Source organism: Streptomyces sp. NPDC005752, assembly GCF_040630715.1.
GTDB lineage: Bacteria > Actinomycetota > Actinomycetes > Streptomycetales > Streptomycetaceae > Streptomyces.
In genome coordinates, this window is record NZ_JBEXYB010000044.1 from 1 (window position 1) to 23,097 (window position 23,097).

23 protein-coding genes and 1 pseudogene are annotated in these 23,097 nt (G+C 69.7%); 6 read left to right on the forward strand and 18 right to left on the reverse strand.

Annotated elements, in window-relative coordinates; translation table 11 throughout:
* Positions 1-145: 145 nt before the first annotated feature.
* From ABZ441_RS29035 to ABZ441_RS29060, 6 genes are all read right to left on the reverse strand, one after another.
* A complete protein-coding gene (locus ABZ441_RS29035) occupies positions 146-370 on the reverse strand; it encodes a hypothetical protein (RefSeq protein WP_003972986.1) in 225 nt (74 codons plus the stop codon).
* A 102-nt stretch (positions 371-472) separates the two neighbouring features.
* A complete protein-coding gene (locus ABZ441_RS29040; RefSeq protein ID WP_358979569.1) occupies positions 473-1,537 on the reverse strand; it encodes a DUF2637 domain-containing protein in 1,065 nt (354 codons plus the stop codon).
* Positions 1,534-2,100, reverse strand: a complete 567-nt coding sequence (locus ABZ441_RS29045; protein WP_358979571.1) for a WhiB family transcriptional regulator — start codon at positions 2,098-2,100, stop codon at positions 1,534-1,536. Before ABZ441_RS29045 ends, ABZ441_RS29040 begins: the two co-directional genes overlap by 4 nt.
* Positions 2,101-2,217: 117 nt before the next feature.
* The gene (locus ABZ441_RS29050; RefSeq protein WP_266413400.1) at positions 2,218-2,922 is read right to left on the reverse strand and encodes an ATP-binding protein; all 705 of its coding nucleotides are present in this window, start codon (positions 2,920-2,922) and stop codon (positions 2,218-2,220) included.
* Complete coding sequence (locus ABZ441_RS29055; RefSeq protein ID WP_358979573.1) at positions 2,922-3,941, reverse strand: hypothetical protein; 1,020 nt, start codon at positions 3,939-3,941, stop codon at positions 2,922-2,924. Before ABZ441_RS29055 ends, ABZ441_RS29050 begins: the two co-directional genes overlap by 1 nt.
* 1 nt (position 3,942) lies before the next feature.
* Complete coding sequence (locus ABZ441_RS29060; RefSeq protein WP_358979575.1) at positions 3,943-4,269, reverse strand: transcriptional regulator; 327 nt, start codon at positions 4,267-4,269, stop codon at positions 3,943-3,945.
* A 440-nt stretch (positions 4,270-4,709) separates the two neighbouring features.
* Here ABZ441_RS29060 and ABZ441_RS29065 point away from each other — a divergent pair, with 440 nt between their 5' ends.
* Positions 4,710-5,156 carry a Secondary metabolite protein gene (locus tag ABZ441_RS29065; protein WP_093798523.1) on the forward strand — a complete coding sequence of 149 codons (447 nt, stop codon included), beginning with the start codon at positions 4,710-4,712 and terminating at the stop codon, positions 5,154-5,156.
* A 42-nt stretch (positions 5,157-5,198) separates the two neighbouring features.
* Here the strand turns inward: ABZ441_RS29065 and ABZ441_RS29070 are convergent, their stop codons facing one another.
* Entirely contained in the window at positions 5,199-6,041 is an 843-nt protein-coding gene (locus ABZ441_RS29070; RefSeq protein WP_358979578.1) for a helix-turn-helix domain-containing protein, read from the reverse strand.
* A 344-nt stretch (positions 6,042-6,385) separates the two neighbouring features.
* Between ABZ441_RS29070 and ABZ441_RS29075 the strand changes: the two genes are divergently transcribed.
* The 4 genes from ABZ441_RS29075 (at position 6,386) to ABZ441_RS29090 (ending at position 10,390) form a co-directional block, all read left to right on the forward strand.
* Complete coding sequence (locus tag ABZ441_RS29075; protein WP_352261347.1) at positions 6,386-6,928, forward strand: regulator component; 543 nt, start codon at positions 6,386-6,388, stop codon at positions 6,926-6,928.
* Positions 6,925-8,103 carry an MAB_1171c family putative transporter gene (locus tag ABZ441_RS29080; protein WP_358979581.1) on the forward strand — a complete coding sequence of 393 codons (1,179 nt, stop codon included), beginning with the start codon at positions 6,925-6,927 and terminating at the stop codon, positions 8,101-8,103. The genes ABZ441_RS29075 and ABZ441_RS29080 overlap by 4 nt, the downstream gene beginning before the upstream one ends.
* 4 nt (positions 8,104-8,107) lie before the next feature.
* Complete coding sequence (locus ABZ441_RS29085) at positions 8,108-9,286, forward strand: cytochrome P450 (RefSeq protein WP_358979583.1); 1,179 nt, start codon at positions 8,108-8,110, stop codon at positions 9,284-9,286.
* 273 nt (positions 9,287-9,559) lie between these two features.
* A complete protein-coding gene (locus ABZ441_RS29090) occupies positions 9,560-10,390 on the forward strand; it encodes a hypothetical protein (protein ID WP_358979586.1) in 831 nt (276 codons plus the stop codon).
* A 53-nt stretch (positions 10,391-10,443) separates the two neighbouring features.
* On the opposite strand, the gene ABZ441_RS29095 is transcribed toward ABZ441_RS29090, so the two are convergent.
* Positions 10,444-11,556 carry an IS630 family transposase gene (locus ABZ441_RS29095; RefSeq protein WP_358979588.1) on the reverse strand — a complete coding sequence of 371 codons (1,113 nt, stop codon included), beginning with the start codon at positions 11,554-11,556 and terminating at the stop codon, positions 10,444-10,446.
* 156 nt (positions 11,557-11,712) lie between these two features.
* Between ABZ441_RS29095 and ABZ441_RS29100 the strand changes: the two genes are divergently transcribed.
* Entirely contained in the window at positions 11,713-12,216 is a 504-nt protein-coding gene (locus ABZ441_RS29100; protein WP_358979590.1) for a hypothetical protein, read from the forward strand.
* Positions 12,217-12,298: 82 nt separating this feature from the next.
* On the opposite strand, the gene ABZ441_RS29105 is transcribed toward ABZ441_RS29100, so the two are convergent.
* The 10 genes and pseudogenes from ABZ441_RS29105 to ABZ441_RS29150 all read right to left on the reverse strand — a co-directional run bounded on the left by ABZ441_RS29105 (position 12,299) and on the right by ABZ441_RS29150 (position 23,080).
* Positions 12,299-12,808: a topology modulation protein gene (locus tag ABZ441_RS29105; RefSeq protein ID WP_352261350.1), complete on the reverse strand. Its 510-nt coding sequence runs from the start codon at positions 12,806-12,808 to the stop codon at positions 12,299-12,301.
* 196 nt (positions 12,809-13,004) lie between these two features.
* Positions 13,005-14,135, reverse strand: a complete 1,131-nt coding sequence (locus ABZ441_RS29110; RefSeq protein WP_352261351.1) for a hypothetical protein — start codon at positions 14,133-14,135, stop codon at positions 13,005-13,007.
* A 90-nt stretch (positions 14,136-14,225) separates the two neighbouring features.
* Positions 14,226-16,295: a methyltransferase, FxLD system gene (gene fxlM / locus ABZ441_RS29115; protein ID WP_358979593.1), complete on the reverse strand. Its 2,070-nt coding sequence runs from the start codon at positions 16,293-16,295 to the stop codon at positions 14,226-14,228.
* 21 nt (positions 16,296-16,316) lie between these two features.
* A pseudogene (locus ABZ441_RS29120) lies at positions 16,317-17,547 on the reverse strand (lanthionine synthetase C family protein).
* A gap of 29 nt (positions 17,548-17,576) precedes the next feature.
* On the reverse strand, positions 17,577-20,660 hold the full coding sequence (locus tag ABZ441_RS29125) for a lantibiotic dehydratase (RefSeq protein ID WP_358979596.1): 3,084 nt from the start codon (positions 20,658-20,660) through the stop codon (positions 17,577-17,579).
* Between the two features lie 110 nt (positions 20,661-20,770).
* Positions 20,771-20,950 (reverse strand): FxLD family lanthipeptide, encoded by a 180-nt coding sequence (locus tag ABZ441_RS29130; RefSeq protein ID WP_093798518.1) that lies wholly within the window; start codon positions 20,948-20,950, stop codon positions 20,771-20,773.
* A 188-nt stretch (positions 20,951-21,138) separates the two neighbouring features.
* Positions 21,139-21,792 (reverse strand): hypothetical protein, encoded by a 654-nt coding sequence (locus ABZ441_RS29135; RefSeq protein WP_358979598.1) that lies wholly within the window; start codon positions 21,790-21,792, stop codon positions 21,139-21,141.
* Positions 21,789-21,992, reverse strand: coding sequence for a DUF5999 family protein (locus tag ABZ441_RS29140; protein WP_358979600.1), 204 nt, complete (start codon positions 21,990-21,992; stop codon positions 21,789-21,791). Before ABZ441_RS29140 ends, ABZ441_RS29135 begins: the two co-directional genes overlap by 4 nt.
* Before the next feature lie 44 nt (positions 21,993-22,036).
* Positions 22,037-22,264: a DUF6302 family protein gene (locus tag ABZ441_RS29145; protein WP_358979602.1), complete on the reverse strand. Its 228-nt coding sequence runs from the start codon at positions 22,262-22,264 to the stop codon at positions 22,037-22,039.
* A 234-nt stretch (positions 22,265-22,498) separates the two neighbouring features.
* Entirely contained in the window at positions 22,499-23,080 is a 582-nt protein-coding gene (locus ABZ441_RS29150) for a hypothetical protein (RefSeq protein WP_358979604.1), read from the reverse strand.
* Positions 23,081-23,097: the final 17 nt, after the last annotated feature.

Sequence of the window (23,097 nt, forward strand, 5' to 3'; positions counted from 1 at the left end):
TTCCGATCTCTTCCCCCGCCCTCCCGGGCGGGGGCAAGTGCGTACGACGGGCCGTAGGACCGTCGTACGCGATAGCTTGCTCCGCCAGGAGCCGTGGTGGGGTCACGCTGCTGTCCAGCGGGGGTGGCCACCGGGTCGTTGGTGTTCACCGGCTTGTCTCCGGGTCCTGCTGCTGGATTTCGCGGACGAGTTCCTCGATCCAGTCCATGGCCAGGACGGGGTGGTGCAGGGTCCAGGGCCGGTCGTGCTGTTCGCGTTGCACGATCCAGGTGGTGTCGGGGCCGGACTGGGCGCGGTGGAGGTGTCCGTGCTGGTGCAGGACGGTCAGCCAGGAGTCGACTTCGGCGGGCGTGGCCGGGTGAGTGCGCATCGGGTGCTCTCCGCTTCTGCTGTGGCGGGGTGTCTCGGAGACATGCGGAGCGGGTGACCGGCCGGGGTGACCGGCTTGGTCACCCACTCCGTGGATGTTCGGTCAGGGCCGGGAGGAGGTGACCGGCTGGCGGTGCTGCTCGCGCAGCTGGGCCATCAGCGCGGTCAGGGTGTCGCTGGACAGCGGGATCTGCTGACCTCGGATCGCCTGGGCGACCACCTTGCGGGTCAGTTTGTCCTCGGCCCTGACCGCCGACCGGGCGATCTTCAGCAGCTCCTCGGTGTCTGGGTCAGGACGCCGGTCATCAGTCGGCCGAGCGGCCCGGTCAGTGACCGGCGGCGAGGTGACCGGCGGGGCAATGACCGCCGCCGGGCTGCCCTGGCCATCACCGACCGGGGCCGCACTGTCGGGGCGGTCAGCGACCGTCCGCCCCTTGTCCGCCTGTCCCGGCAGGTCAGGGGCACGGTGGCTCCAGTTGCGGTGGTCGGTGACCGACTGGCCGCTGGTGGCCGGGGTCGAGTCTCCGGTCGCTGACCGGGTGGCGGTGTCCTCGTCGGTCGGGGACAGCGGCAGCCGGTCGGTCAGAGCGGTGACCGGCTGACCGGACTTGACCTGACCGGCCGCTGACCGCTGCTGACCGGCTCGGCCGGTCCGGGTGACCTCGATGTCACCCCGGTCGGTCTGACCGAGGTGACCGCGCTGACCGACGTTCTGCCGGTCAGTGTCCTTGACCGGGCCCCGGGCAATGAGGATGTAGAGGTGGACTGCTCCGGCCAGTGCGAGCGGGGCGATGGTGGAGAGCACCGCGACCACCGCGTCACCGAGCCGGAGGCCGGTGCCGGCGACCGTGTCCTGGTTGATGCGCACCGCGTGGAGTGCGTTGGCCCAGATGCTGGCGGCGGTGGCCGTGCCGAAGAGCGTCCAGACGTAGAGCCGGGCGCGCAGGGGTGCGTTGCGCAGGACCAGGAGGGCTCGGATGCCGTAGGCGATGAACCCGTCGATCACCAGGGGGAACAGGTAGGTAAGGAAGCCTCGGATATGGATGGCGACGGCCATCTGCTGCAGGGCGTCGTACGAGAGCGCGCATCCCGCGCCCCCGAGGGCCACGACAGCCGCGCGGTCCCACCCGGATATGTGCACCGTCTTCGGCGCGCTTGCGGTGTTCATGCCGCCGTCCCGAAGTCGTCGCGGATCAGGCGCTCGCCGCTGGTCTCGGGGGATGGGGTGTTCGTGGTGGGCTGGTTCAGGGTTCGGTTGCGCTCGGCCCGGCGGATCTCGCGGTATCGCTTTTTGGCGTGCTCCTCGGTGACCTTCAGAAGCCAGGCCAGGCGCTGCTCGCTCACCCCGTGGCGGTAGGCCGCGTACTCGACCGCGCGGCGCTCCGCATGGGTGAGGTGCACGTCGCGCCCGGCGATGGTGGCATTGACGCGGCTGTAGTCGAGGCGGCTGGCGAGCTTGTCGTGCAGCGGCCCGCGCTCCTCCTCCGTCAGGCCGCCACGGATCCCGTCGGTGTCACCCCCTTCGAGAGCGGCGTCCAGGCAGGTTCGGCGGACCGCGCACTGGCCGCACAGGGCCTTGGCGGTGGCGATCTTGGTGGTCTCGTCGGGTTCGGGGAAGAAGACTTCGGGGTCCACCGGGTTGTACTCGGTGCTCTGGCAGACGGCGTCGGCCTGCCAGGTCTGGTCGCCGAGCTGACGGTGGTGGGCGGGGCCGTTCATCGTGCTGGTCATGCGGGGTGCTCCGATCGCTCTCCGCGCGCAGGGGCGTCGGCGGAGAGGTGCGCTGGCGGTAGGTGCCCGGGGGACGGCGCTGCGAGGACGCGGTCCGGCGGGGTGGCCTGCGGTGGGTCAGGCGGCGGCGCTGTGGCGTCTGCGGTCGACGGCCTCGAACTCGACTCGGGTGGTCATCTGCGCGAGCCTGCTGGCGACGCGATCCCCGAGGTAGGAGCGCAGGTCCTTGATCGCCAGGTTGGTCGTGATCAGCGTGGGGAGTTCGTAGTTGTACCGCCGGTTGATCAGCCGGTACGTCACTTCCTCGACCCACTCGCTCGCCTTGGCCGCGCCGAGGTCGTCGATGATCAGCAGCGGGCAGCGGCTGACGGCTGCCAGCTGCCGCTCGCTGTCGACCCCGGGCCGGGGGCGGAGATCGGCGTAGAGGTCGGCAGCGGTGGTCGCGCGCCAGCGAACACCGACCCCACTCTTGACCAGCGCTCGGACTGCGCCGTACGCCTGGTGTGTCTTGCCCGCGCCGACGACCCCGGCCATCAGCAGGCTAGGTCCGGTGGTGACCTGTCGTCGGCCTCCTCGGCTGGGGGCGACGGCCGCGTCGGTGACCTTCCGGACCCACTCCAGGACCGTGGGGTGGTCGGCGACAGCCGCTTGATAGCGCGGAGGCATCCCGGCGAGCAGGGCGTCCAGCGGCGAGAAGGGCTCGGCGTCGTCCGGCAGCGCGGCATCGGCCGGGTCGATGTTGCGGGCGGCCAGGATCCTGGCCATGCGCTCCAGTGTGGCTTCGTTGCCGAGGAGCTGCGGTTCACGGTGACGGGTGTGCATCACAGCTCCTCGGCGTAGGCGGCAGACGCGTTGGCCGGGTTGGTCCACGCCTGGTGGGCGGGCACGTTAGGCCGGATTCCCGGCCGCGCCAGACCGCCGGGGCGAGCGTTCATCACCTCGTTGACCATGCTGGTCAGTACGCTCGGGTGCTTGGGGTTGGCCGTGAAATTCGCCAGCCCGGCTCGGATGTGCGTCGGTGCGATGCCCTCGTCCAGGAGCTTCTTGATGATCCGTCCGAGGTGCCCGATCACGTCGTTCGGGGGGCGCTGGTCGCACCCGGCGACGTACTCCCCGACGAGGTCCTTGGCGGAGATGCCGGCTGCGGGCGCGGTGCGCCCCGTAGGGAGAGAAGATCCAGGATCCAAGATCCTAGATCCAGGCGCCGAGCCTTCGGGCAGGCTTCGGGGAAGGTTCGGGGAGTCCTTGGGGAATGCCTCCTGACCTGGGGTTTCCGATCGGGAGCTGCCAGCGACGTCGACCAAGTGATCGGTGGCTGCCTGCCGGTCGGCCGGGGACACAATCGCGTGCCCGGAAGACGTCGAGGTGGCCTGGGCGGGCAGATCGAGGGGTCGGGGAGCGTTCGGCGAGGTCTCGGCGAGTCCTCCGGGAGTGGTGGGCGATCCCTCGGTCTGCTTGGTGCAGTTGCCCTTGCAGGGGCCGCACCGGCCGGCAGCCTGGTGCTGCGGGCACGAGGGCAGGCGGGACTGGCTCGGTTTGTCGATCTTCTGGTGCTCGGACCAGGTCACGATGTGGAGGTAGCGGCGGCCGTCGCAGCCGGTGTACCGGCAGATCAGGCCGGCGCTCGCGAGCTGGTGGAGATCGTCCTCGACGTGGACCGAGGTGTGCTCGGCGCGCAGGGGCCACAGGAGCCCAGCGATGATCGCGGCGTTGTCGCGGTGCCGTCCGTGGTCGTCAGCCTGCGTGAGGAGACCGAAGAAGGTCCGCTCGGCCTCGACGCTCACTTCGGCGAGCGACTCGGAGAAGAACGCCTCCGGCTTGATGGTGCGTATCCGGGCCATGTCAGCGGCTCCGACCGGTGGCGACCAGGTCGCTGCATGTGAGGGCGGCGCGCTGGATGTCGAAGGTGTGCGGCCGGGTCCAGTCCGCCTCCGGCCAGACCCGCAGGATCCAGCGGGCGGCGACCGTCGCCGTCGTCCGGCTCACCTCCAGGGCCTTTCCGCCCTCGTCCCGGATAGCGGCACGCGGGTGGGGCCGCGCCCGGCTCGGGTCGGTGAGGCTGACTCGGATCGTGGCCGCGCCCGGGATCATCTCTGCGAGCTGAGCAGCGAGGCGGTGCTGTCGTTGGGTATCCGGGCAGGCTGGGTTGACGCTCGGCGTGGCGAGCATGTGATACTCCGTTGTTCGTAGGAACGCGGTGCGGCGGTTCTCGTGCAAAAGCCCCGCCGCCCGCGAGATGTGGATCGGTACCCCTCGGGGTGTCGGCCCGGTGCTCGGGAGTTGGTAGCTCCCGGGCGCCGGTCTCATCCACCCCTGTGCACTCTGCGGTCTTCATGACCCGCGCGGGCTCGTCTCCTTCCCCTCCCGGCTGTTCCGTCGGCCAGTGATCTCCGCCTGTGGGCACCAGGACCATATGGCGACCCTCGGCCCAAGTCCAGCTTCTATAGACCAGCCCTCACCAGCAGCGGAACACTGCAATGGATGCTGACAACGCACAACGTACATTGCAGTTACGCCCTTCCGTCAACTGCAATGGCGAGGTACTGAACCTGACCGACCATGATCACCACTGAGGTGGATATGATGGCCGCCATGACGGAGATCTGGAGATGACCGAATCGCGCGAGCGCACCTTCTCGGAGTTGCTCGACTACCTGTTCCGAGAGGTGCACCCGAAGGGACGCGGCCCTTACACCTACGCGGAGGTCTCGCAGGGCATCCGTGACACCTCCGGCGTCACCATCTCCGCGAGCGCCATCCAGCAGCTTCGCACCGGCACCAACTCGAACCCGAAGATGCAGACCATCCGTGCCTTGGCCGGCTTCTTCGGCGTGAACCCGGGCTATTTCTTCGACGAGGAGGAGGCGGAGCGCCAGCGTGCCGAGATCCAATTGGTCGCCGCCATGCGCGACCAGGGGGTGCGCCGGGTCGCTCTGCGCGCGAACGGTCTCAGCGCTTCGAGCCTGAACATGGTGAACACCGTGATCGACCAGGCCCGAAGACTGGAAGGAATGCCCGACGAGTCGGAAGCGTCGGGACTGCTCGACGACAAGTAAGGGCTTGGCCGCACACAGAGCAGCGCGTGCCGCTCCCGTCGATCACGTCTCGGCAGGTTCAGAGCCGGTTTCCATCAGCACGATCACCCGGAGGAGGTCGCTGCGCATGGGCCGCAGGGCCATGATCCGCACGCCGACTTCTCGACCCCGATGGTGGGGAAGTCGAAGCTTGCGCAGGTCTCCGTCGGCGTGTTCGACCACCTCGCGGCGGTCCCACATCTGCCGTGCGGCCGGGGAACTCGTGAGAATGTCGCGCTCCAGCTGTCGCAGTGCTTCGTGGTCCGGATGGCGGGCGCGCTCGTAGCGGATCTGCCCTAGGTAGGAGCGAGCCCAGTCCTGCTCCCAGTTCACGAGCTGCTCGCGGGCCTCCGGACTCAGGAACGCCCACCGCATCTGATTCGCCTGGTGAGCCGCCCACGGAAACCAGTCCAGCAGCGGTTCGTTGTAGCCGATCACGTTCCAGGCGAGGTCCGTCACGAAGGCGGGATCGGGGGCCTGGCCGTCCAGAAACCGCTGCAGCACCTCGTCCATTTTCGCCGCCGCACCGGCCTCCGGAACCGCGGCGACCACCGGCGGATGGCCCACCGCCATCAGGTACAGGGCATCGCGCTCAGCGCGACTCAGCCCCAGCACCGACGAGAGTCGATCGAGAAAGTCAGCGGAGTATTTGGCCTCCATGCCCCGCTCCAGCGCCCCGTACCAGCGTTCACTCACCCCGGTCAGTCGAGCCACGTCACGCTGCGTCAGGCCCTTTGCCCTACGGCCCGGAGAGGTCAGCCCGGGGATCTCATCGGGATTCACCCTCCGCCGCCACGATTGCAGCAGCTCAGGCAGCGACTCGCCGCCACCTTCGCCACCCGCGACCCGCCCGCCCCGCACGTCCATAAGGGCGAGCCTAGGATGCGCTCACTGGGTGACATGCGCCATAGGGCGCCCAAACTCCCATCCGGGCGATCACGGTTCAGTCATTCAGCGTAGTCAGACATAACGGATAATCAAGTAATCAACTACTCAGAGTGCGAACCGCCTCGCGCCCGAATCACCGGCCTCCTACGTTTCCGGCCAACGGCGAGGAGTTGGCGACCGGGAAGGTTCACCCCCTCCGTCAGTGACCATCCGTAATCGGAACTGCCACTTCCAGGAAGCGTGAGTTCCTGCCTTCTCTTGGCATCCTCGGGGCTTCCGTTGACCCACAAGTTGACGCACCGCCGAGGCCGAAGGGGAGCACCGTGTCCTTGCCAGAAGTCGACACGCGTCGACTGCGCGCATCGTGCGAAGAGCAGATCAACCTCCTACGTCTGCCGCACCGATTCACCACCCGCCAATTGAGCGAGGCCATAGCCGAGCTTCGCGGGAAGCCCATCGTCCTGCAGCCGCTGAGCACGCTCGGCGCGGTCGATGCGCCGTGCGGAATGAGAATCGAGACCCCGGACGCCGATCTCCTCTTCTACGAGGAGGGCACGTCCGCCCACCACCAGCGGCACATCCTCACGCACGAGCTGTGCCATGTGTACTGCGACCATCCGGGAAGCGTGGAGGTCAACGCGGACACGGCTCGCTCCCTGGGGGTCAACCCGACGCTGGTGATGCGTATGTCCGGGCGGACGAATTACTCGACTGCTGACGAACGCGAGGCGGAGATGATGGCGACGGTCGTCCGCCAACGCATCTACCGCGAACGCGAGGCCCCTTCGCACCGCCCCGAGAGGGGCCCGGACAGCTGGGAAGCTCTCTTCGCCCAACCCATCAGGAGAGGCCGCTTCCGCGCATGACGAATGCTGTCTTCCTCGGGATGGCGTTGTTGCTCGCGTCGATAGCTGGCTACTGGGTGCTCGGACGCGGAACGCCCCGTCCGACCGGTACCTGGGCCATGGGCGCGCTTCTCGGCTCCTTCGCCCTGGCCTTCGCCTCCTATGCGCCGCTGTTCAGAAACGTCGCGGAGTCGATCGTGCCGCACGTCGGCCGGCTGCTGAGTAACTGCGCTTCTCTGGGTGCCGCCACAGCGGTTCTGGCCGTTTCCTTCCAGCTCAACCTCGAACCCTCCGAGGCGCGGCGGCGCATCAAGGTCCGTCTCGCCCTGCTCACCGCGTCGGTCGTCACCATGACCGCGCTGTTCGCCTACGAGCAGCTGACAGCTCGTTCTCCGCATGTCTACGCGCTCTATCTACTCCCCTACATTTCGTTCCTCGGGTTCTCCGTGGTCGACTTCCTGATGCAGGCCGTACGCCAGTCGAAGGCGACTCGGCGCGACAACATCCGGGGCGGGTTGCGGGTAGCCGCAGCAGGCTGCGTGTTCGCTCTCGTCTACGTCGTCTACAAGCTGACACGCATCGTCGGCCTCGGTCTGGGACTGGGCGACGAAACGCACGCGCAGTGCTCATCGCTCGTGACCTCGACGTGCGCCTTCAGCGTCACCTCCCCGGCACTCGCCGTCCTGCTGATCTGCCTCGGCCTCACGTGGCCCGCTGTCCTCTACCCGATCAACCAAGCCCGCCGTCGCCGCTGGGAAACCCGGTCCTTCGAGTCGCTCCGCCCCCTCTGGCAGGACCTGTCAGCCGCGATGCCGCAGATCGTCCTATCGTCGGCCGAGGACGTCGACAGCATCTCCGACGACTCCGACTTCCTGCTGCAGCGGCGCGTCATCGAGATCAGCGACGGCATCCTCGCCCTCCGGCCGTACCGGTCGCGCAGGGTGCAGGAGAGCGCGGCGTCGAACTTCCACACCGCTACCGAGCAGGGCGCCGCCGCTGTGGAGGCGGCTGTGGTTCGAGCTGCACTGGCAGACTCGAAGGCTGGCCGGTACGCGGACGAAGTCGCACCTCCGTCGGTAGACGCCGCCCGCGAGGATCTTCGGGCCGACACACAGTGGCTTCTCCTGGTGGCCGACGCCTACGCCCACGTCGGGCGTGTCGGCGTCGGCGGCCGGCCACGAACGATTGGAACCTGAAGACATGACCGACCCGACTCAGGACCCCCGCTTTCTCCAAGACCCCTACCCCACTTACGCGGCCATGCGCTCGGCATGCCCCGTACAGGCCGTCCCCAGCGGGTCCGGCGGGCGCCTCAGCTACCTGGTCACCGGATACGCCGAAGCCAGGGAAGCGCTCGCCGACGCCCGGCTCTCGAAGGACACCTCCGCGTTCTTCGCGGGCAAGGAATCAAAGCGGCGCCTCCACCCCGCAGTGGCGCACAACATGCTGTCGAGCGACCCGCCCGAGCACACCCGGCTGCGCAAGCTGGTCACCAAGGCGTTCACGACCGGGGCGGTCGCGGAACTGCGCCCGTTCATCGCCAGGGTCACCGACGACCTGCTGGACCAGTGGCCTGTCGGTGAGCCCTTCGACTTCGTGACAGGCTTGGCCGTCCCGCTACCCGTCATCGTGATCTGCGAACTGCTCGGAGTACCGGACGAAGACCGGCCCGACATCCAGCGCTGGTCCGGCGAACTGTTCGCGGCCGGACAGCCAGAGGTCATCGACGCGGCCTCGCACTCCCTGGCCGACTACATGACAGACCTCATCGCCGCCAAGCGCCGACGCCCCGGCACATCGCTCCTCGACCGCCTGATCTCGGCCCACGACGGCCACGACCGGCTCAGTGAGGAGGAACTGGTCTCCCTCGCGGTGCTCCTACTCGTGGCCGGCCACGAGACCACCACCAACTTCCTCGGCAACGCGACCCTCTCCCTGCTCCAGCACCCGGCCGAACTCGACGGCCTCCGCCAAAACCCGGACGACATCCCTACGGTGCTGGACGAGTTGCTTCGATTCGACTCCCCCGTCAGCACGGCCACCTTCCGGTACACCACGGAGGCCATCACGCTCGGCGGCACCGACATCCCGACAGGCGCACCGGTCCTGGTCGCCCTCGGAGCCGCCAACCGCGACCCAGAACGGTTCCCCTCACCGGACCAACTCGATGCGAACCGGGACGCTGCCGGCCATCTTGCCTTCGGGCACGGCATCCACCGCTGCGTCGGCGCTCCCCTGGCCAAGGCCGAGGCCGAAATCGCGCTGCGCGCGGTACTGACACGGTTCCCGGGCCTCCGGCTCGCCGTACCGCCCGACCAGCTTCAGTGGCGGCACGCCCGTCTTGTACGCGGTCTGGCCTCGCTTCCCGTCCTGAGCTAGTGCCGCGTCAGGCAACGTTTGCCTCTTCGGACGTCGACAGGTAGTCGGCCCGCACCCTGGTCCTGCCGGCTCTGCCGGGCAACCGGCGCGGGGACAACTTCACAATATGAGGAGCGGCCGACGACATAGCTGGGCCAAGGTCCGCCTCCGGGAAGACGAGGGCCCGCGCGCGCCCCGAAGGCCCCTTCGCTTCCGGTCCGTTGCGGATGTCCGTAGCGAAACCAACGGCTGTTCCGAGGGCAACCTTGTGGCCCCATGCGTGGTCATACCGGCGTGACCTCCCCCCTGATCCTGCGAGGCCGTGGCACCACGGCCCATTTCGAAGGCCGGTCCGTCCTGCTGGAGCAGAACGGCACCCACCGGCGCATTCCGGTGCGAGCGATCCAGGAGGTACGGGCGGCCGGGGCCAGGGGCGACACGGCCGAGATCGAGCTGACCAGCGCCGGGGGCGATCCCACCGTCTTCGTGGTGGCCCGGTCCTCCCCGGCGGCCGTGACGGCCTTCGTCTCGGCGGTGACCTCGGTGCTGCCCGAGCGGCGTGCCCCTCGCGACGGTATGGAGCTGGTGAGCGAGGAGACGTCTGCGGGTCCGGCGTGGCGGCTGTTCCTGACACGGCACTCCGGAGCGGTCGCGGCGGCCGTGTGCGCGGTGGTCCTCTGGGCCGCCCTCGTGGTTTACGTCGCGGCGACGGGAGAGCCGGGCCAGTGGCTCATGCCGCTCTTCGGGGCGCTGATCCTGCTTGGCGCGGGCCGCTATCTACAGCTGGCCGGCGGCATCATGCGTGACCACTGGTCCACCCGTCGTAACGGCATCACGGTCGCCGCGACCTCCGCAGGACGAAACAGCGCGCGCAAGGAGATCTGGCGGTTCACCGATGCGGAGGGCCGGGCACGCACCTACGTCGGCAGCGGGAAGATCGTCAGTCGCGACCCGCGCAGGATCGAGGTGCGCTACGACCCACGCCACCCCGACAAGCTGTACGCCCCGCAGCCGGTGCTCGTGTACGTGGTGGTCGGGGTCGTCGTGCCCCCCATGCTGGCGGGTCTCCTCGCCATGGGGCTGTGGCTCACACTCTGGCAGCTCGTCGACGTGCTCATGGGCTAACCCAGGCTGGGCCGCGAGGAGGCCCGGACCGTCGGCGGTGCGCTGGTGCCGTATCAGGCGACGTTCACCCTGTCGATGACGGCGCGTAGACGTCGGTCGTCGGCGTGGCGGTTCCGCCAGATGATGTAGCGGCGGATCATGCTGCCCTGCTCCTTGTGGCTGGCGTGGTCGGTGCCGTCGAGGGTGAAGTAGCGCAGGGCGGTGAACTGGGCCTCGATGCGGTTCAGCCAGGAGCTGTTGGTCGGGGTGTAGGCGAGCTCGACGTTGTTGGCTGCGGCCCAGTCGCCGACTCGGAAGTCCTTCTTCGTGGTCAGGTGCGGGGAGAAGTTGTCGAGCACGATCGCGATGCGGATCTTGGGCGGGTAGAGGCTGCGCAGGTAGCGGCAGAATTCCAGAAACCTGGTGCGGTTCTTCTTCGGCTTGATGTGGCCGTAGAGCTTGTCTTTGCCCAGGTCGTAGGCGGCGAACAGGTGCCTCACCCCGTGCGGGCGGGTGTAGGTCGCCCGGCGGCGGGGCCGGGGTTCCCGGTGGGGATCCTTGTGCCGTCCGCCGCGCTCGGCCCACTGCCGTCCGGGGTGGGGCTGGAGGTTGAGCGGGCCGAACTCGTCGAGGCACAAGATGACGTCGGGTTCGCCGTCGTCGGGTATGACCTCGCCGTCGGCGATCGCGTAGAGGTCGGCGTAGTCGGGGTCGCGGGAGGTCTTCCAGGTCTTTATGCGTTGAAAGGACACGCCCTCCTCGCGGAGCAGGACCCGCAGGCCCTCGTGGCTGATGTCGTCGACCACCCCCTCGGCGACCAGGAAGTCGGCCAGCTTGGCAAGGCTCCAGGTCGAGAACGGCAGGCCGTGCTCGGCCGGCTTGGACTTGGCGATCTTCTTGATCTCCCGGCGTTCCGGGAGGGTGAACGTCCTGGGCCGGCCGCCCTTGTACTTGGGGTAGAGCGCGTCGAAGCCGTCGGCGTTGAAGTTGTGGATCACGTCCCGGACCCGGTCCGGGCTGGTGAACGTCACCTCGGCGATCTTCGCCACGGGCATGCCCTGCGCGGACAGCAGCACCATCTGGGCCCGCCGCCAGGTCACCACCGAACCGGTGCCCCTGCGGATGATCCGCAGCAGGCGCCGCCCCTCGTCGTCGTCGATCTCCCAGACCCGCACACGTTCAGCCACGTGATCATTCTGGCCGCCCGATGCCGCCCGCCGCAGCAACCTGGCGACACATCACCACAGGGCGAACGTTGCCTGATGCGGCACTAGTTAGGACGTTTCTTCTGGGATCACTCCCGCAGGGGCTGGGTGTCAGTGCGGCATGTGAGAGTGCTGGGCATGACGATGCCAGAGGGCCCTGCGCGAGTGCTGCCTGAGATTGGACGCGACTTGTTCGACGTTCTCGTCATCAGGACCGACTTCAGCGACGACGAGGCGTGGAATGCGGTGGTTGGGGAGTTGCGCCGCCCGTGGGGGCCAGGCGGTGAGACTGCCGCAACAGTGCAGTTGGTCGAAGCGCCCGCTTGGTCAGGAGCAACGCCCGACGAGGTTCTTGCCGCCGTGGTGGATGAGGGCCTGATTGTCGTCTTCCTCGCTGACCGCGACACGATGAAGTCGCCGGAGCAGGCGTTGCTGGCTCTGTCGACACTCTGGGAGGACGTGAGTGGCCTCGACCCCGTCTATTACCAGGAACTCATCGAGTCGCCGGAGCCCCGTGAGTTTCGAGCCGTGCCCGCCGCGGTACACGGCGTCCAGGTTGACCTGGCGCTCGGCAACGTGGACTTCGCAGAGTACGCTGCGGCTGCTTCCGCAGAGCCTGATCAGGTACTGCGGCCCATCTGACGGCAACAGCGGTGGCCGTTTCCTCGGCAGAGGACGGGTTGGGCTCGTTCATCCCGCACCCCCTGACCGGGGCGCGAGCCGGTCAGGACTGCTCGGCGGCCACCTTCCGCAGCCAGCGGAGCGTCTGGCGCCGGTTGGCCAGCAGCACCACGTCGGCGCCGGCGCCGAACTCCTCGATCTTCGCCATCACGCGGGGTCGCATCTTGCGCCGATACGTGGCGACGTACTTGATCACGCCCCAGTGGATGCGGTTGTGCACTCCGTTGCCCTTGTGCCCGGCCCCGTGCCGGAGCTGCCGGGAGAAGATCCCGTACAGGGCCGCCACGGTCGACACGTCCATCAGGACCACCGTGTCGCAGGCTTCGAGCCGTACCTGCAGCGTCGAGTTGTAGTTGCCGTCGATCACCCACCGCGGCTGCGAGACCAGCTCGCGCTGCACGTCGGTGAACGTGTCCGTGGGCAACGCGTTCCACTCATCGTCGTAGAACGCGGCGTCCAGGTGCGTCACCGGGGCGTCGAGGATCCTGCCCAGCTCGCGGGCCACGTGGGACTTGCCACTGCCTCCGCAGCCGACGATGGCGACCTTCCTCATGGTGCTCCAGGGTAGAGAGGTTGAGGTGATCGGAGAGCCAACTCGCGGGCCGTGCTGTGTCTGGCCTCTCTCCTGCCTGTTCAGTTCGTCGCTCAGAGAGCCCCTACCGACGATGAGTGTCGCCACGCGCCCTGGCTCCCCTGGTGCTCGACGCGCGGTGCAGGGTGGGCTGCCCTGGTTGCCCAAGCGTTACACCTCAACCCTGTGCGCCAGTCCCTTCCTGCTGAGGGTGGGAGTGTTCGACGTTGGCGCGGATCACCTCGTCGCTGCCCCGCAATGCCTCTGTCATCCTTGCGAGCCAGGGCTCGGGGAGGCTGCCGCTGCCCAGCGCGCATGCACGGACGAGCCGTTGGGCCGCCTCGAGCTGGCGCGGCTCGGCGAGGCTGGTGAACCGGTGGTCAGCCAAACACTCACGGGCGGCGTAGCCGTCGGTCGCCGCGGCGGCCCGGCGGTGGAGCTCTGCAACCATCCGGTGCGCTGCGTCTTCCTGGTGCGGCTCCAGCAGGCCCAGGATCGTCAGGCCGAGGCGCGTATCGAAGACGGTCATGCCCTGGTCGGGTTGGTGCTCGACGTAGTCCTCGACCAGCGTGTCGAGGAGGGGTACGGCCGGGCCGCGAAGGGCCTTTCTGCACATCACGTCGAGGCAGCCGGTGACGGCGTTCTCCCAGCGTTCTCCGGGTGTGGTCATGGTGATGAGCGCTGCGGCGTCGGTGGGGGTGTGGCTGAGTGCGGCCAGGACGGCGACCTGGCGGCCGTCCAGCATGCGCTGCCCGATGCCCCGGTGTTCCTCGATGTGGGCCAGCGCCTCCGCCCAGCGGCTGGCCGTGGTCAGGGTGCGGGTGCCGTCGGCCAGGACTACCTTCCACAGCCAGGTGCGCACCTCGTGGCGGTCGCTGTCGGTGAGGGTGAGGTCGGCCGGGACGTGGACCCCCTCGAACTGAGCGCTGGTGCCTTTGGTGACGGCGTCGAAGAGGTGCAGCAGACGGTGGCGCCCGTCGTCGGCGGCGCCCGCGCGGATCTGGAGGCGGGCGAGGTTCACCACGGGTTCGAGGGCGCGGATCGCGGTCATGCCGGGCAGGGGGGTGGCGTGGAGGTAGGCGGCGGCGTGCTGGTGGCACATCTTCCGCGCGAGGTCGGGCAGCCCTAGGTCGGAGGCGATGAGGGCGGCCTGGTTGTAGACGGCCGAGGCGAGGCCCTGGTCAGCCTTTGCGGCTGCGGCGTCGGCGAGTTCGGCCAAGCCGTGCACGCGCCGGGGCAAGGGCAGGCACGCGGGTCGAAATCGGTAGATGAGCGGAAAGCGCTGGGCTATGGGTCCGTTCAGGTCCATGAGGTCCCCCGGGGATGAAGACGACGAGGAGCGGGGAAGGGCCGCGTGGTGCCCGCCGGCCGGTCGGCGGGCACCACGCAGGCGGATCAGCTACTGCCAGGTGACGCGGACGCGGTTCAGCGGGGTGTCGAGAACGAAGACACCGGGCTGCCCGACGGCGGGCGCGTCGAGCGGCAGGATCTCGAACGTGGCGTCCCGGCCGCGGTACTCGCGATCCCAGGCGCGGACGGCATCGGCGACCCGGGCGGCCAGCTCGTCGCCCCCGGGGCCGTGGCCGATGACACCGAACTCCCAGAGCTTGCCGCCCTCGGGGGTCTTCTCCGTGGAGGGCCGACGGGCGAGGTAGGTGACTGCGCCCTTCTCGACAGCGGCCGTGGCCGAGGGGTAGGGGTCCTCGGTGAGCACCGTGCCCTTGGCGGTCTGGGGGAAGAGCATCCGGATCAGCCCGGACGGCATGACGCAGGAGACGAACAGCTCCATCCACTCCGGGGACTCCCCGGCGCGGACCGTCATCCCCGTCCACACCTCGACGCGCGGCTGGTCAAGAACACCGGCGAGGGCATCGGCGTCGAGCGCCAGTCCGGCCGGGGCCTGGAGGCGCACGGCGCCGTCCGTGCTGAGCGGCACGGCGCGGCGGTCGTCGTCGGCGATGCCCCGGCGCAGCGGCATGAAGGTGTTCATCTCCGAGCCGACCGAATGCCACCGGCCTTCGCGCGCCACGTAGATGATGGAGCGCGAGACGCTGCCCGTGAGTCGCTGCGGGGTGACGAGTCGGCCGCCCTCGGCGAGCTGGTCGAGCCAGGCGTGGGGGATGCCGTGCGCGCCGACGGTGGCGATGATCCGGTCGTACGGGGCACCTTCGGCGTGGCCGAGGGCGCCGTCGCGCGTCAGGGCCTCGACGTTGGTGGCTCCAGCGGCGGCGAGGTGGGCTCGGGCGCCTTCGACCAGGTCGTCATCGACGTCGATGGTGGTGACGTGTCCGCTCGGGCCGACGAGGTGGCCGATCAGGGCGGCGTTGTAGCCGGTGCCGGCGCCGAGTTCGAGGATGTGCTCGCCCGGCTGGGCTTCGAGCTGGTCCAGCATGAGGGCGACGACGGCTGGCTGGGAGGCGCAGGAGATCGAGGTGCCCTCGGGGTCGTACTTCACGTTGACCGGGCTGTTGTCGTAGGCGTCGGCCAGCGAGGTGTCAGGGACGAACAGGTGCCGGGGCACGGTGCGCAGGGCGGCTTCGACCGCGGGGGTGCGGGCGTGGCCGTCGGCCTTGATCTGGTCGACCAGGGCGTTGCGGAGCTGTTCGGCGTTGGCCCCGGGGGCGGTGAGTGTGTCGGTGTTCACCGTGCTGACGCTATGGGCCGCAAAGCCTGATTCTGTTGCTGACGCGGTGTTTTCACTCGAACCCATGATTGCCTCTCGTGCGATGTTGAACAGGGTGTCCTGGTCGGCGGACGGCAGACCGGCACGGTTGGCGTGGAAGATGGCGTGGTGCGCGATGACGGCGCGCAGTCCGCGGGTCAGGTCGCCCTGGGCGGCAAGGTAGGCGAGCGTGGTGCCGACACGCTCGAAGGCGGCGACCCAGTCGCCGTGGCCGTCCAGCGGCCCGCGCTCGCGGCACAGGCTGCGGGCTTCGGTGGTCATCAGGGTCCGCATTGCCGAGGTAAGGCGCGGGGACCCGGGCGTGCCGGTACCGGGGCGCAGTGCGGAGACCTTCGCCCACACGTCGCCCTGCTCGAACCAGTCGAGACCCGAGGCACGCATCAGGCTGCTCATCAGCAGTATGGCGGTCTCGCGCCGCCCCAGGTGCCCGTCCTTGACGGGATAGGTGAGCAGGTGGCGGCTGTCCTCGTGGAAGAGGGCGTGCGCGGCTGCCATGGCGTCCGCACCGCCGAACGCCTCGGTCTCCGGCTCGTAGTTCCCGGCCGTGCAGGACTGCGCGGTGCCGTCGGCCCCCCACTCGTCCAGCAGAGTCAGCACGGTCGGTGACGGCTGGTCGGCAACGTACCGAAGGCGCCAGGGCTGCTTGTTCATGAACCACCAGCCGCTGAGCTGCCCGTCGGCCTCGGCGGCGAGCAGAACGGGGGCGAGGCGTTCCGTGACAGCCCGTCGCCCGGTGTCCCGGTCGGGGAAGGTGATGTTGTGCTGCTGCCAGCGATCGGGACACATCGAGAAGTCCTTCGGTCGGGTTCAGGCGGTGAGCAGGCAGGCGTCCCAGGCGGTGCGGGGCGGCTCCGCGCTGTCTGCGGTGGTCAGTCCCAGCGCGGTTCCGGCGGCACCGTCGAGGAGCCCGGCGCCCGCCGCGTCCTTCAGCAACAGGGCAGCGGCGTCGTCCGGGGCGGTGCCGGGCGGGACCAGCATGGTGAGAAGGGCGGGGATGATGGCGCGGAGCTGGCCGACGGTGGCCCGGTCGGCGTCGGCGGCGGCACGCGCCGCGATGTGTCAGACCGGCGAAGCCGTGGCACAGGCCGCTGTCCGTGGTGACGCGAAGCTGCACGCGGTCGCTCAGCGCGTCCAGCAGGGCGGCCTCGGCCTCGACCTGAAGGTCGCTGTCGCCGAGGGCGAGCGCGGCGAGCTGCTGTGCGCGGGCGAGGCCCGCGGTGCCGTAGCACCAGCTCGGCCGCCGTGGTGCCGCGGCCGCGGGCCGGCCGCTGCGCAGTTCCTCGCGGCTGATCCAGTACGGCCAAGCCGTGCCGCGCCCGGTGGGCGCCTTCCACTGCTCCAGCCAGGCAAGAATGGTGCGCATCGCCTGATGGTGGCCGGTGACGGTGGTGCCGTGGCGGGCGGCAAGCGCCAGCAGCGCGAGGACCGCGCCGACGCCGTGTGCCATGCCGTGGTTGGCGTGCCCACCGGGGAAGCGGTCGTCCGGCCTGCCGGACGGCCCGGTCGGTACCCACCAGCCCGGCAGGCGTTCGCCGCTGTCGGTGACCGGGTCGGTCAGGCGCACGCAGTAGTCGAGAACGGCCCGGGCCACCGGGCCCGCAGGGTCGCGGCGCAGCAGGTAGGCGCCGTACCCGCTCAAGCCCCGGATGGCGTCGAACTCGGCGAGTGCCGGAAGCTGCCCTGCTTCGATCCGGCGGTGCGCGGCGTCAAGGCGCCGCCGGGCGTCTGCCGTCACCTGCCGGTCCAGCACATCGAGGCCGCGCTGGTAGGAGTCCGGAAGCTGGTCGGCGGCGCACGCCACGGCATGGGCGAGCGCCGGGGCGCCGTAGAAGGGGTGGCTGTCCGGGCCGCTGGTGAAGGGCTCGCGGGTCGAGGCGGCCAGCCAGTCGTGGGCGCGCTGCCAGGGGGCAAGCCCGGCCGCGGCGCGTTCGATGTGCAACAGGGCGATGCCTGTCGGGCCGTAGGCGAGGTGCTGCCGGTTGGCGTCGTCAGTGGCCGCCGTCGGCGCCTGGTCGGGATGGGCGAGCCGGTCGGCGATGGCGGCGGCCACCGCGGCTGCTGTGTGGGTCACGGTCGCCTCCCGGCGCGGGCGGTGAAGGCCAGGGCGGCGGCGCGGGCCAGGTACAGGCAGACCTCTTCCTCAGGGAAGTCCACCGCGACATGCCGCACGAAGTGGACGTGCAGTACGCCGTCCACGGCGATGCCGTCGGCGTGCGGGCCGGACAGGTGCGGCCCGTACGCGGCGAGCGCAGCGGTGCGCTCGGCCCAGGCGTCCACGATCGCGGCGCCGCCGGGCGCTGACCGAAGGGCCGCCCAGTCACCGCGCGGGTCTGCCAGCCGCACGGCGTCGGTGAACTGCGAGCGCGGTACCGGGTTCGGCGAGGTCGGCTCGATGTGGTCGATCAGCCAGCGCGCGCCGGCGTCCGGGCTGCCGAGGAGGGCGGAGGCGATGGCGAAGAAGTGCGCGGCCACGAGCGTGCGCTGCGCGGGCCGGACAGGCTGGGCGAGCTGCGCCACCGTGGCCACAGAGTCCGCGCGGAACACGGTCTCGGCCGCGTCCCATGCCGGTCCGGAGCCCCACCGGCCCGTCTCGCGGTAGGAGGTGGGGTAGCGCAGGTCCGCCAGCAGCCCAGCGGTCCGCAGCTCGTCGGCCCAGGCGCTGACCGTGTGGGTGGTGTCGGCGAAGTCCTCCGGGTCCGGCAGTGCGATTCGCAGGCGGAGGTGCTGCTGGGGGTCGCGGAATCGGACGTACCACCAGCGAGGAGAGCCGAGGCGCCGCATCAGGTCGGGCACGTGCCGAGTCAGCAGGGCGTCTTGACGCCGAGGGTCGCCGTACAGGGCCACGAGGAGCACCGGGGAGGTGGCCGGGGTCTGGATCTGGGCTGGGGAGAACGTGCGGGCGGTGGTCGGCGTGGGTAGCGCAGGCCAGGCCGGAGGACGGACCGCTTTGAGGGGTACCGCGATCTCGTGGGCCCGGCCCCCGATCCAGCCGTCCGCCCCGGGCGGAGCGGCTTCCGTCAGCAGCGCCGTACCGGTGCGGTCGAGGTGTTGGCGCAGCAGGCTCCGGTGGCCGGGCTCATCGAGGTCGAGCGGCAGGCGCCGGTCGTCCTGGACGAGGTACACGTGCCGCGGCAGGCGCCGGTGCTCCCGCCAGCCGGACAGCGCCGCGTCCCAGTCCGAGCCGGGGCGGTGACGGTCGGGGAGGTCGCCGGCCTCCAGCCGCCATCGGGCCGCGACCAGCACGATGCGGCCGTACCGCAGGCGGGGGAGGAACGGCATTGCTGCGGCGGCACCCCAGTCGAACCGGGTGACCTGAGCGTTCTGCGCCCGGGACACCTCGGTGATCAACCGCGCCAGGGGCAGGGTGTGCTCGGCGAGGTTCAGCGCGTTCATGCCGCCGGCCTCGACGCGCACGCCGCGGCTCGGGGCCGCCAGGTACATCCGGCGCCCGTCGCACGCCACCGCCAGATCCGTCGGCGAGAGCACCGCGGCGTCGGGGGCTCGGTGCTCTTGCAGGCTGATCACCAGGGGCAGCACGCGCGGGGTTCGGGTGACGTGGGCGGTGTCGGGCAGCAGCGCGGGGAAGGAAAGCTGCGCCGCCACCGTGCCCTCGTCAGCCCTGGGCAGGTCAGCCAACTCCGCGCGCAGGCACTCGCGTTGTGTGGCCGGGAGGACGCCGAGGAAGCGTCCGGCGGTAACCCCGGCTCCGCGTGACACGCTGGTCAACTCCACGGTGAACCGCCCGCGGCGGACTTCGGCGAGGGTGGCCGCGTGCAGCCGGACGCCCACCTCCAAGTGGGGCGGTACCCGCGGTTCCTGCGGGCCTCGGTCCAGAGCGGCCACGATCTCGTCGGTCAGCACGACCTCGTCGCGGCCGTCGAGCGCCGCGGCCTGGGCGAGCCGGAGCAGCACATCGTCCCGCGGCGACAGGCGCCGGCGGCCTTCGCCGGTCGGCCTGCCCGGGTACCCGTCCGGGTAGCCGACGCCGCTGTCTGCGACAACTTCCATAAGCGGCACCATGGTGCCGACGCCGAACCGCTCGTAGAACCGCTGGTGGTACTCGTTCCAAGGCTCGGTTCCGTACGGGCGGGCGCAGAGACGGGTGAGGATCGTGGCGGCGCGCTCAACCTCGCGGGCGACCAGATCGGGGAGCACCACGGTGGCGTCCAGGCACAGGTCCAGGGCGAGCGGGTGACGGCGGAGGCCCGGCACCAGATCGCGCATCCGGGTTGCTACGGCGTCCCGGCCCTCTGCGGTGCCGCACTGCTCCAGCCCGGCGTGGACGGCGCGCAGCTCCCGGACGACGGGTGCCAGGAGACGAATGTCCTCGGTACGGACCCCGTCGAGCTGGGTGACGAGGTGACCGAGCGCGTCGGTCTCGGTCGCCGGCGCGTGGAGGTTGGTGATCAGCACGCGCCGCCGCACCAGGCCCGCGAGGAGCCGCTTGACGCGCTCCGGGGCCACCGCCGGGAACTCGGCCATCAGCTTCTCGGCGAGTTCCCCGATCCGGATCGGCGCGTCAGCCGCGCGGAGGATAAGCCGGACCGGCGCCGACAGCTCGACGGACACCTCGACCGCTCGCCGCTGACCGGTCGGCCCGTCGTCCTGGTAGGGAACGACGAGACTGCCGTCGCGCTCGAAGGTGGTGTTGTTGACGACGACCGACAGGAGCGGCAGCAGCTCTCCGCTTCTTTCTAACTGCTCGGTCAGCCTCCCCACCCACTCCGCACCGGCGCGGGCCACGACCAGGTGGTTCTGGCCCCAGCGGGAGTGGGGCTCGGCGTCGAAGGTGGCCGTGGTGACTCCGGCGAACAGTCCGAACGGTGTGGGCCGGTGCAGCGCGCGCAGGAGGTAGCGCGCCACCGACACTCCAACGCGGCGGACTTCGCGGGTAGAAGGGGAGTTAGCACCCTCCAGGACCTCGACTTCGGCGGCGAGAACCGGGCTGGCATGGCGGAGGGCCTGTGCGATGCCCGGGTCGTGCCAGATGCTGCGAATCCAGGCGAGGCGTCCCGTGGTGACCTCCTCCAACTCCTCGGCTCGGAAGGACCGGTCGTCGAAGTCAGGTAGGGGAAGCTGGGTCACCGACGGTCGAGCGGCTGCGCGCACCAGGGCGGTCGTGCCCGCCTTGAACGCTGGGGGTATAGCCACGTGACGTGTCCCTTCGTGCGTCTGGAGGGGCGGTCGGAGCCGACGCGCCGAGTAGCGCGACAGCACCGACCGCGGTTCATGACCTGATGGCCGGGTTCAGACGGTCAGGGTCAGTCAGTGAAGGTGACGCAGGCACCGCAGGAGCTGCCGCACCCGTCGTCGGTCAGAACGGTCAGCCCGGCCGCGTCGGACACCTCCAGGAGGGAGACGTTCAGGTCGAACCCGTCCGACTGGCCGCCGGCCGCCGGCTCCTGGACCTGGGTGGTGCTCTTGGTGACGATTCGCGTCATAACAACTCCAGGTGATTCGTTGGTGTGTAGGACAGGTGGTGCTTGCCAGCGCACTGAGGACCGTGGCGTAGCGACGGGGCTACGCCATGGGTTCAGCTTCTGGCCATCCCGGTCCGATGGTCGGGCCGGGAAGCTCTGGGGTGCCGCTCGAAGGTCCGGTCCTTTGCCCAGGACCGTCGAGCAGCCGTCTATGCGGCGGGCACAAGATCGTCCAGGCTGACGACCTCGTATTCCCGCAGTTCGCGTACGAGCTGAGAGGCGAGGAACCAGCCGATCTGGGGGTGGTTGTAGGGCAGGGGAGCGTCCGAGGCGGCGAGGGGCTGGATGCCGTCGGCGGTGTACTGGTACGGGGTGCCGATGACGCCGTAGAGCGGGAACCGCGTGGCCAGCAGGGCGACATGTCCCTTGCTCCTGAGCCGGGGGCACCGCCGGGCCGCCATCCGGGCGTGCTCCAGACACACCGGCGGCTGCGCGGTCTTCACCGGCCCGGTGTGGTCGTCGCTGTCATCGGCCGTCTCCACGAAGAGGATGCCGTCGCTGCGCTTCAGCGGGACCGTGCACACCTGGCAGCGCAGGAGCGCCATCGTAATGCGCTGGCGGAGCGGGTGCACCAGCCGCCACCTCGGACTCCCGGTGGGCTGTCCCGCGAAGCCGAGTGACATGGAGTACCGGGCCCACAGCACGCCGCGGAGATCTCGGTCGGGCCCTGCCTCGTCCTTGTACCCGAGCCGCGGGCGCCGGTCAGGACCGATGCGTACGTTCAGGTTGAGGAGGGAGTCCGCCTCTTCGTCTTCACGAGCGGTGATGTACGGAACGACCAGGTCGGCTGCGGTGATCGTCATGCCGCGCTTCCGACCGTGAGCGCGAGCGGCCGGTGGGGGGCGACGATACGGCCGTCGGGGAGGAGTTCTCCGGTGTCCTCGAAGACAAGCACTCCGTTGCACAGCAGGCTCCAGCCCTGCTCAGGGCGGGGCGCGACGGGTCGCGCGGCCTCCCTGTCGGGAGCCATGGCCGTGGGGCACGGCGGGTTGTGCGCACACATGGTACTCGTCCTCTCGGGTGGGAAGTTGGGCCCTCTTCGGCCAGCTACGGTGCCGTGGGGGAACACGGTTCGGGCACGGCCGAAGAGGGGGACTTGTGGCACCGGCCCATGAGGGCCGCTATGGCTGCTGCGCTGTAGCCGTAGAAGCGCCCCAGGGTGGTGGCAGTGCGGTCGCCCTCGAGCGTGAGTGGTCTCTCTCCCCCACTCGACAACGAAGCAGGGATCCGGGTGAGACGACCACTGCACGCGCAGGTCTCTTTAATCGCGGTCATGCCGCGCCCTGCGGGTCACCTGCAGGCACGATGCAAAGGTCGAGTCCCACCTCACGGAGCGGCAGGAATCGTGTTGCCTGGTTGGCGTATCCCTCGAACGTCAAAACGGCCCTCCGATCAGGCGGATTGGTAGACGGTGACGAGCACTGCGAACACGGTGACGACGAGGAGAACCTGAGCGCCGGCCTGTCTCCAGCCCCAGCCCTTCGCATCCATCCACCGCAACGGTCGCCTTCAAGTCGGACCGGACAGCTCCTCGGGGATCACGAGGTGAATGAATGCCTGGTACCGCTCACCCAGCTCCTTGATCACAGCGCGATACTCGTCGTCATCGGAGCTGATGTTGTGCCGGTCGAGGACGATCACGCCGTCCGCGAAGCCGCCTCGGATCAGTCGCTCGACCTCCCCCCAGCCAGGGCGCTTCCAGGGCGGCGTGTAGACGCCACAGCCGGCACCCGAGCCGGGGAGGCACGTCGTGGTCACGGGAACGGCTACGTCGTGAAACCTCGCTCCCATTGCGTAGCCACGCTGCTCAGCCTCGGTCTGGAGGGTGTTCCAGTCCTCATCCGGCCTGGCACTCCTGCTAAGCACCAAGCTGTACGCCAACACCCGGAGACGGCGATCACCGGAGCGGCGGTCGCACCTTTCGGTCGCCTCGCGACGGAACTGCTGACGGAGCCGGACGAGCTCGCCGCTGCGCGCCGGACGCTCCAGCGGGGCGGGTTTGCGGTGCCACTCCTGGGTTCGAGCAGTGTCGGTGTCCGTTCGGTCCCGGGATCCCATCAGGCTGATCCGTGGGCTGGAGACGGCGATCATGTCGCCCAGGCTTCTAC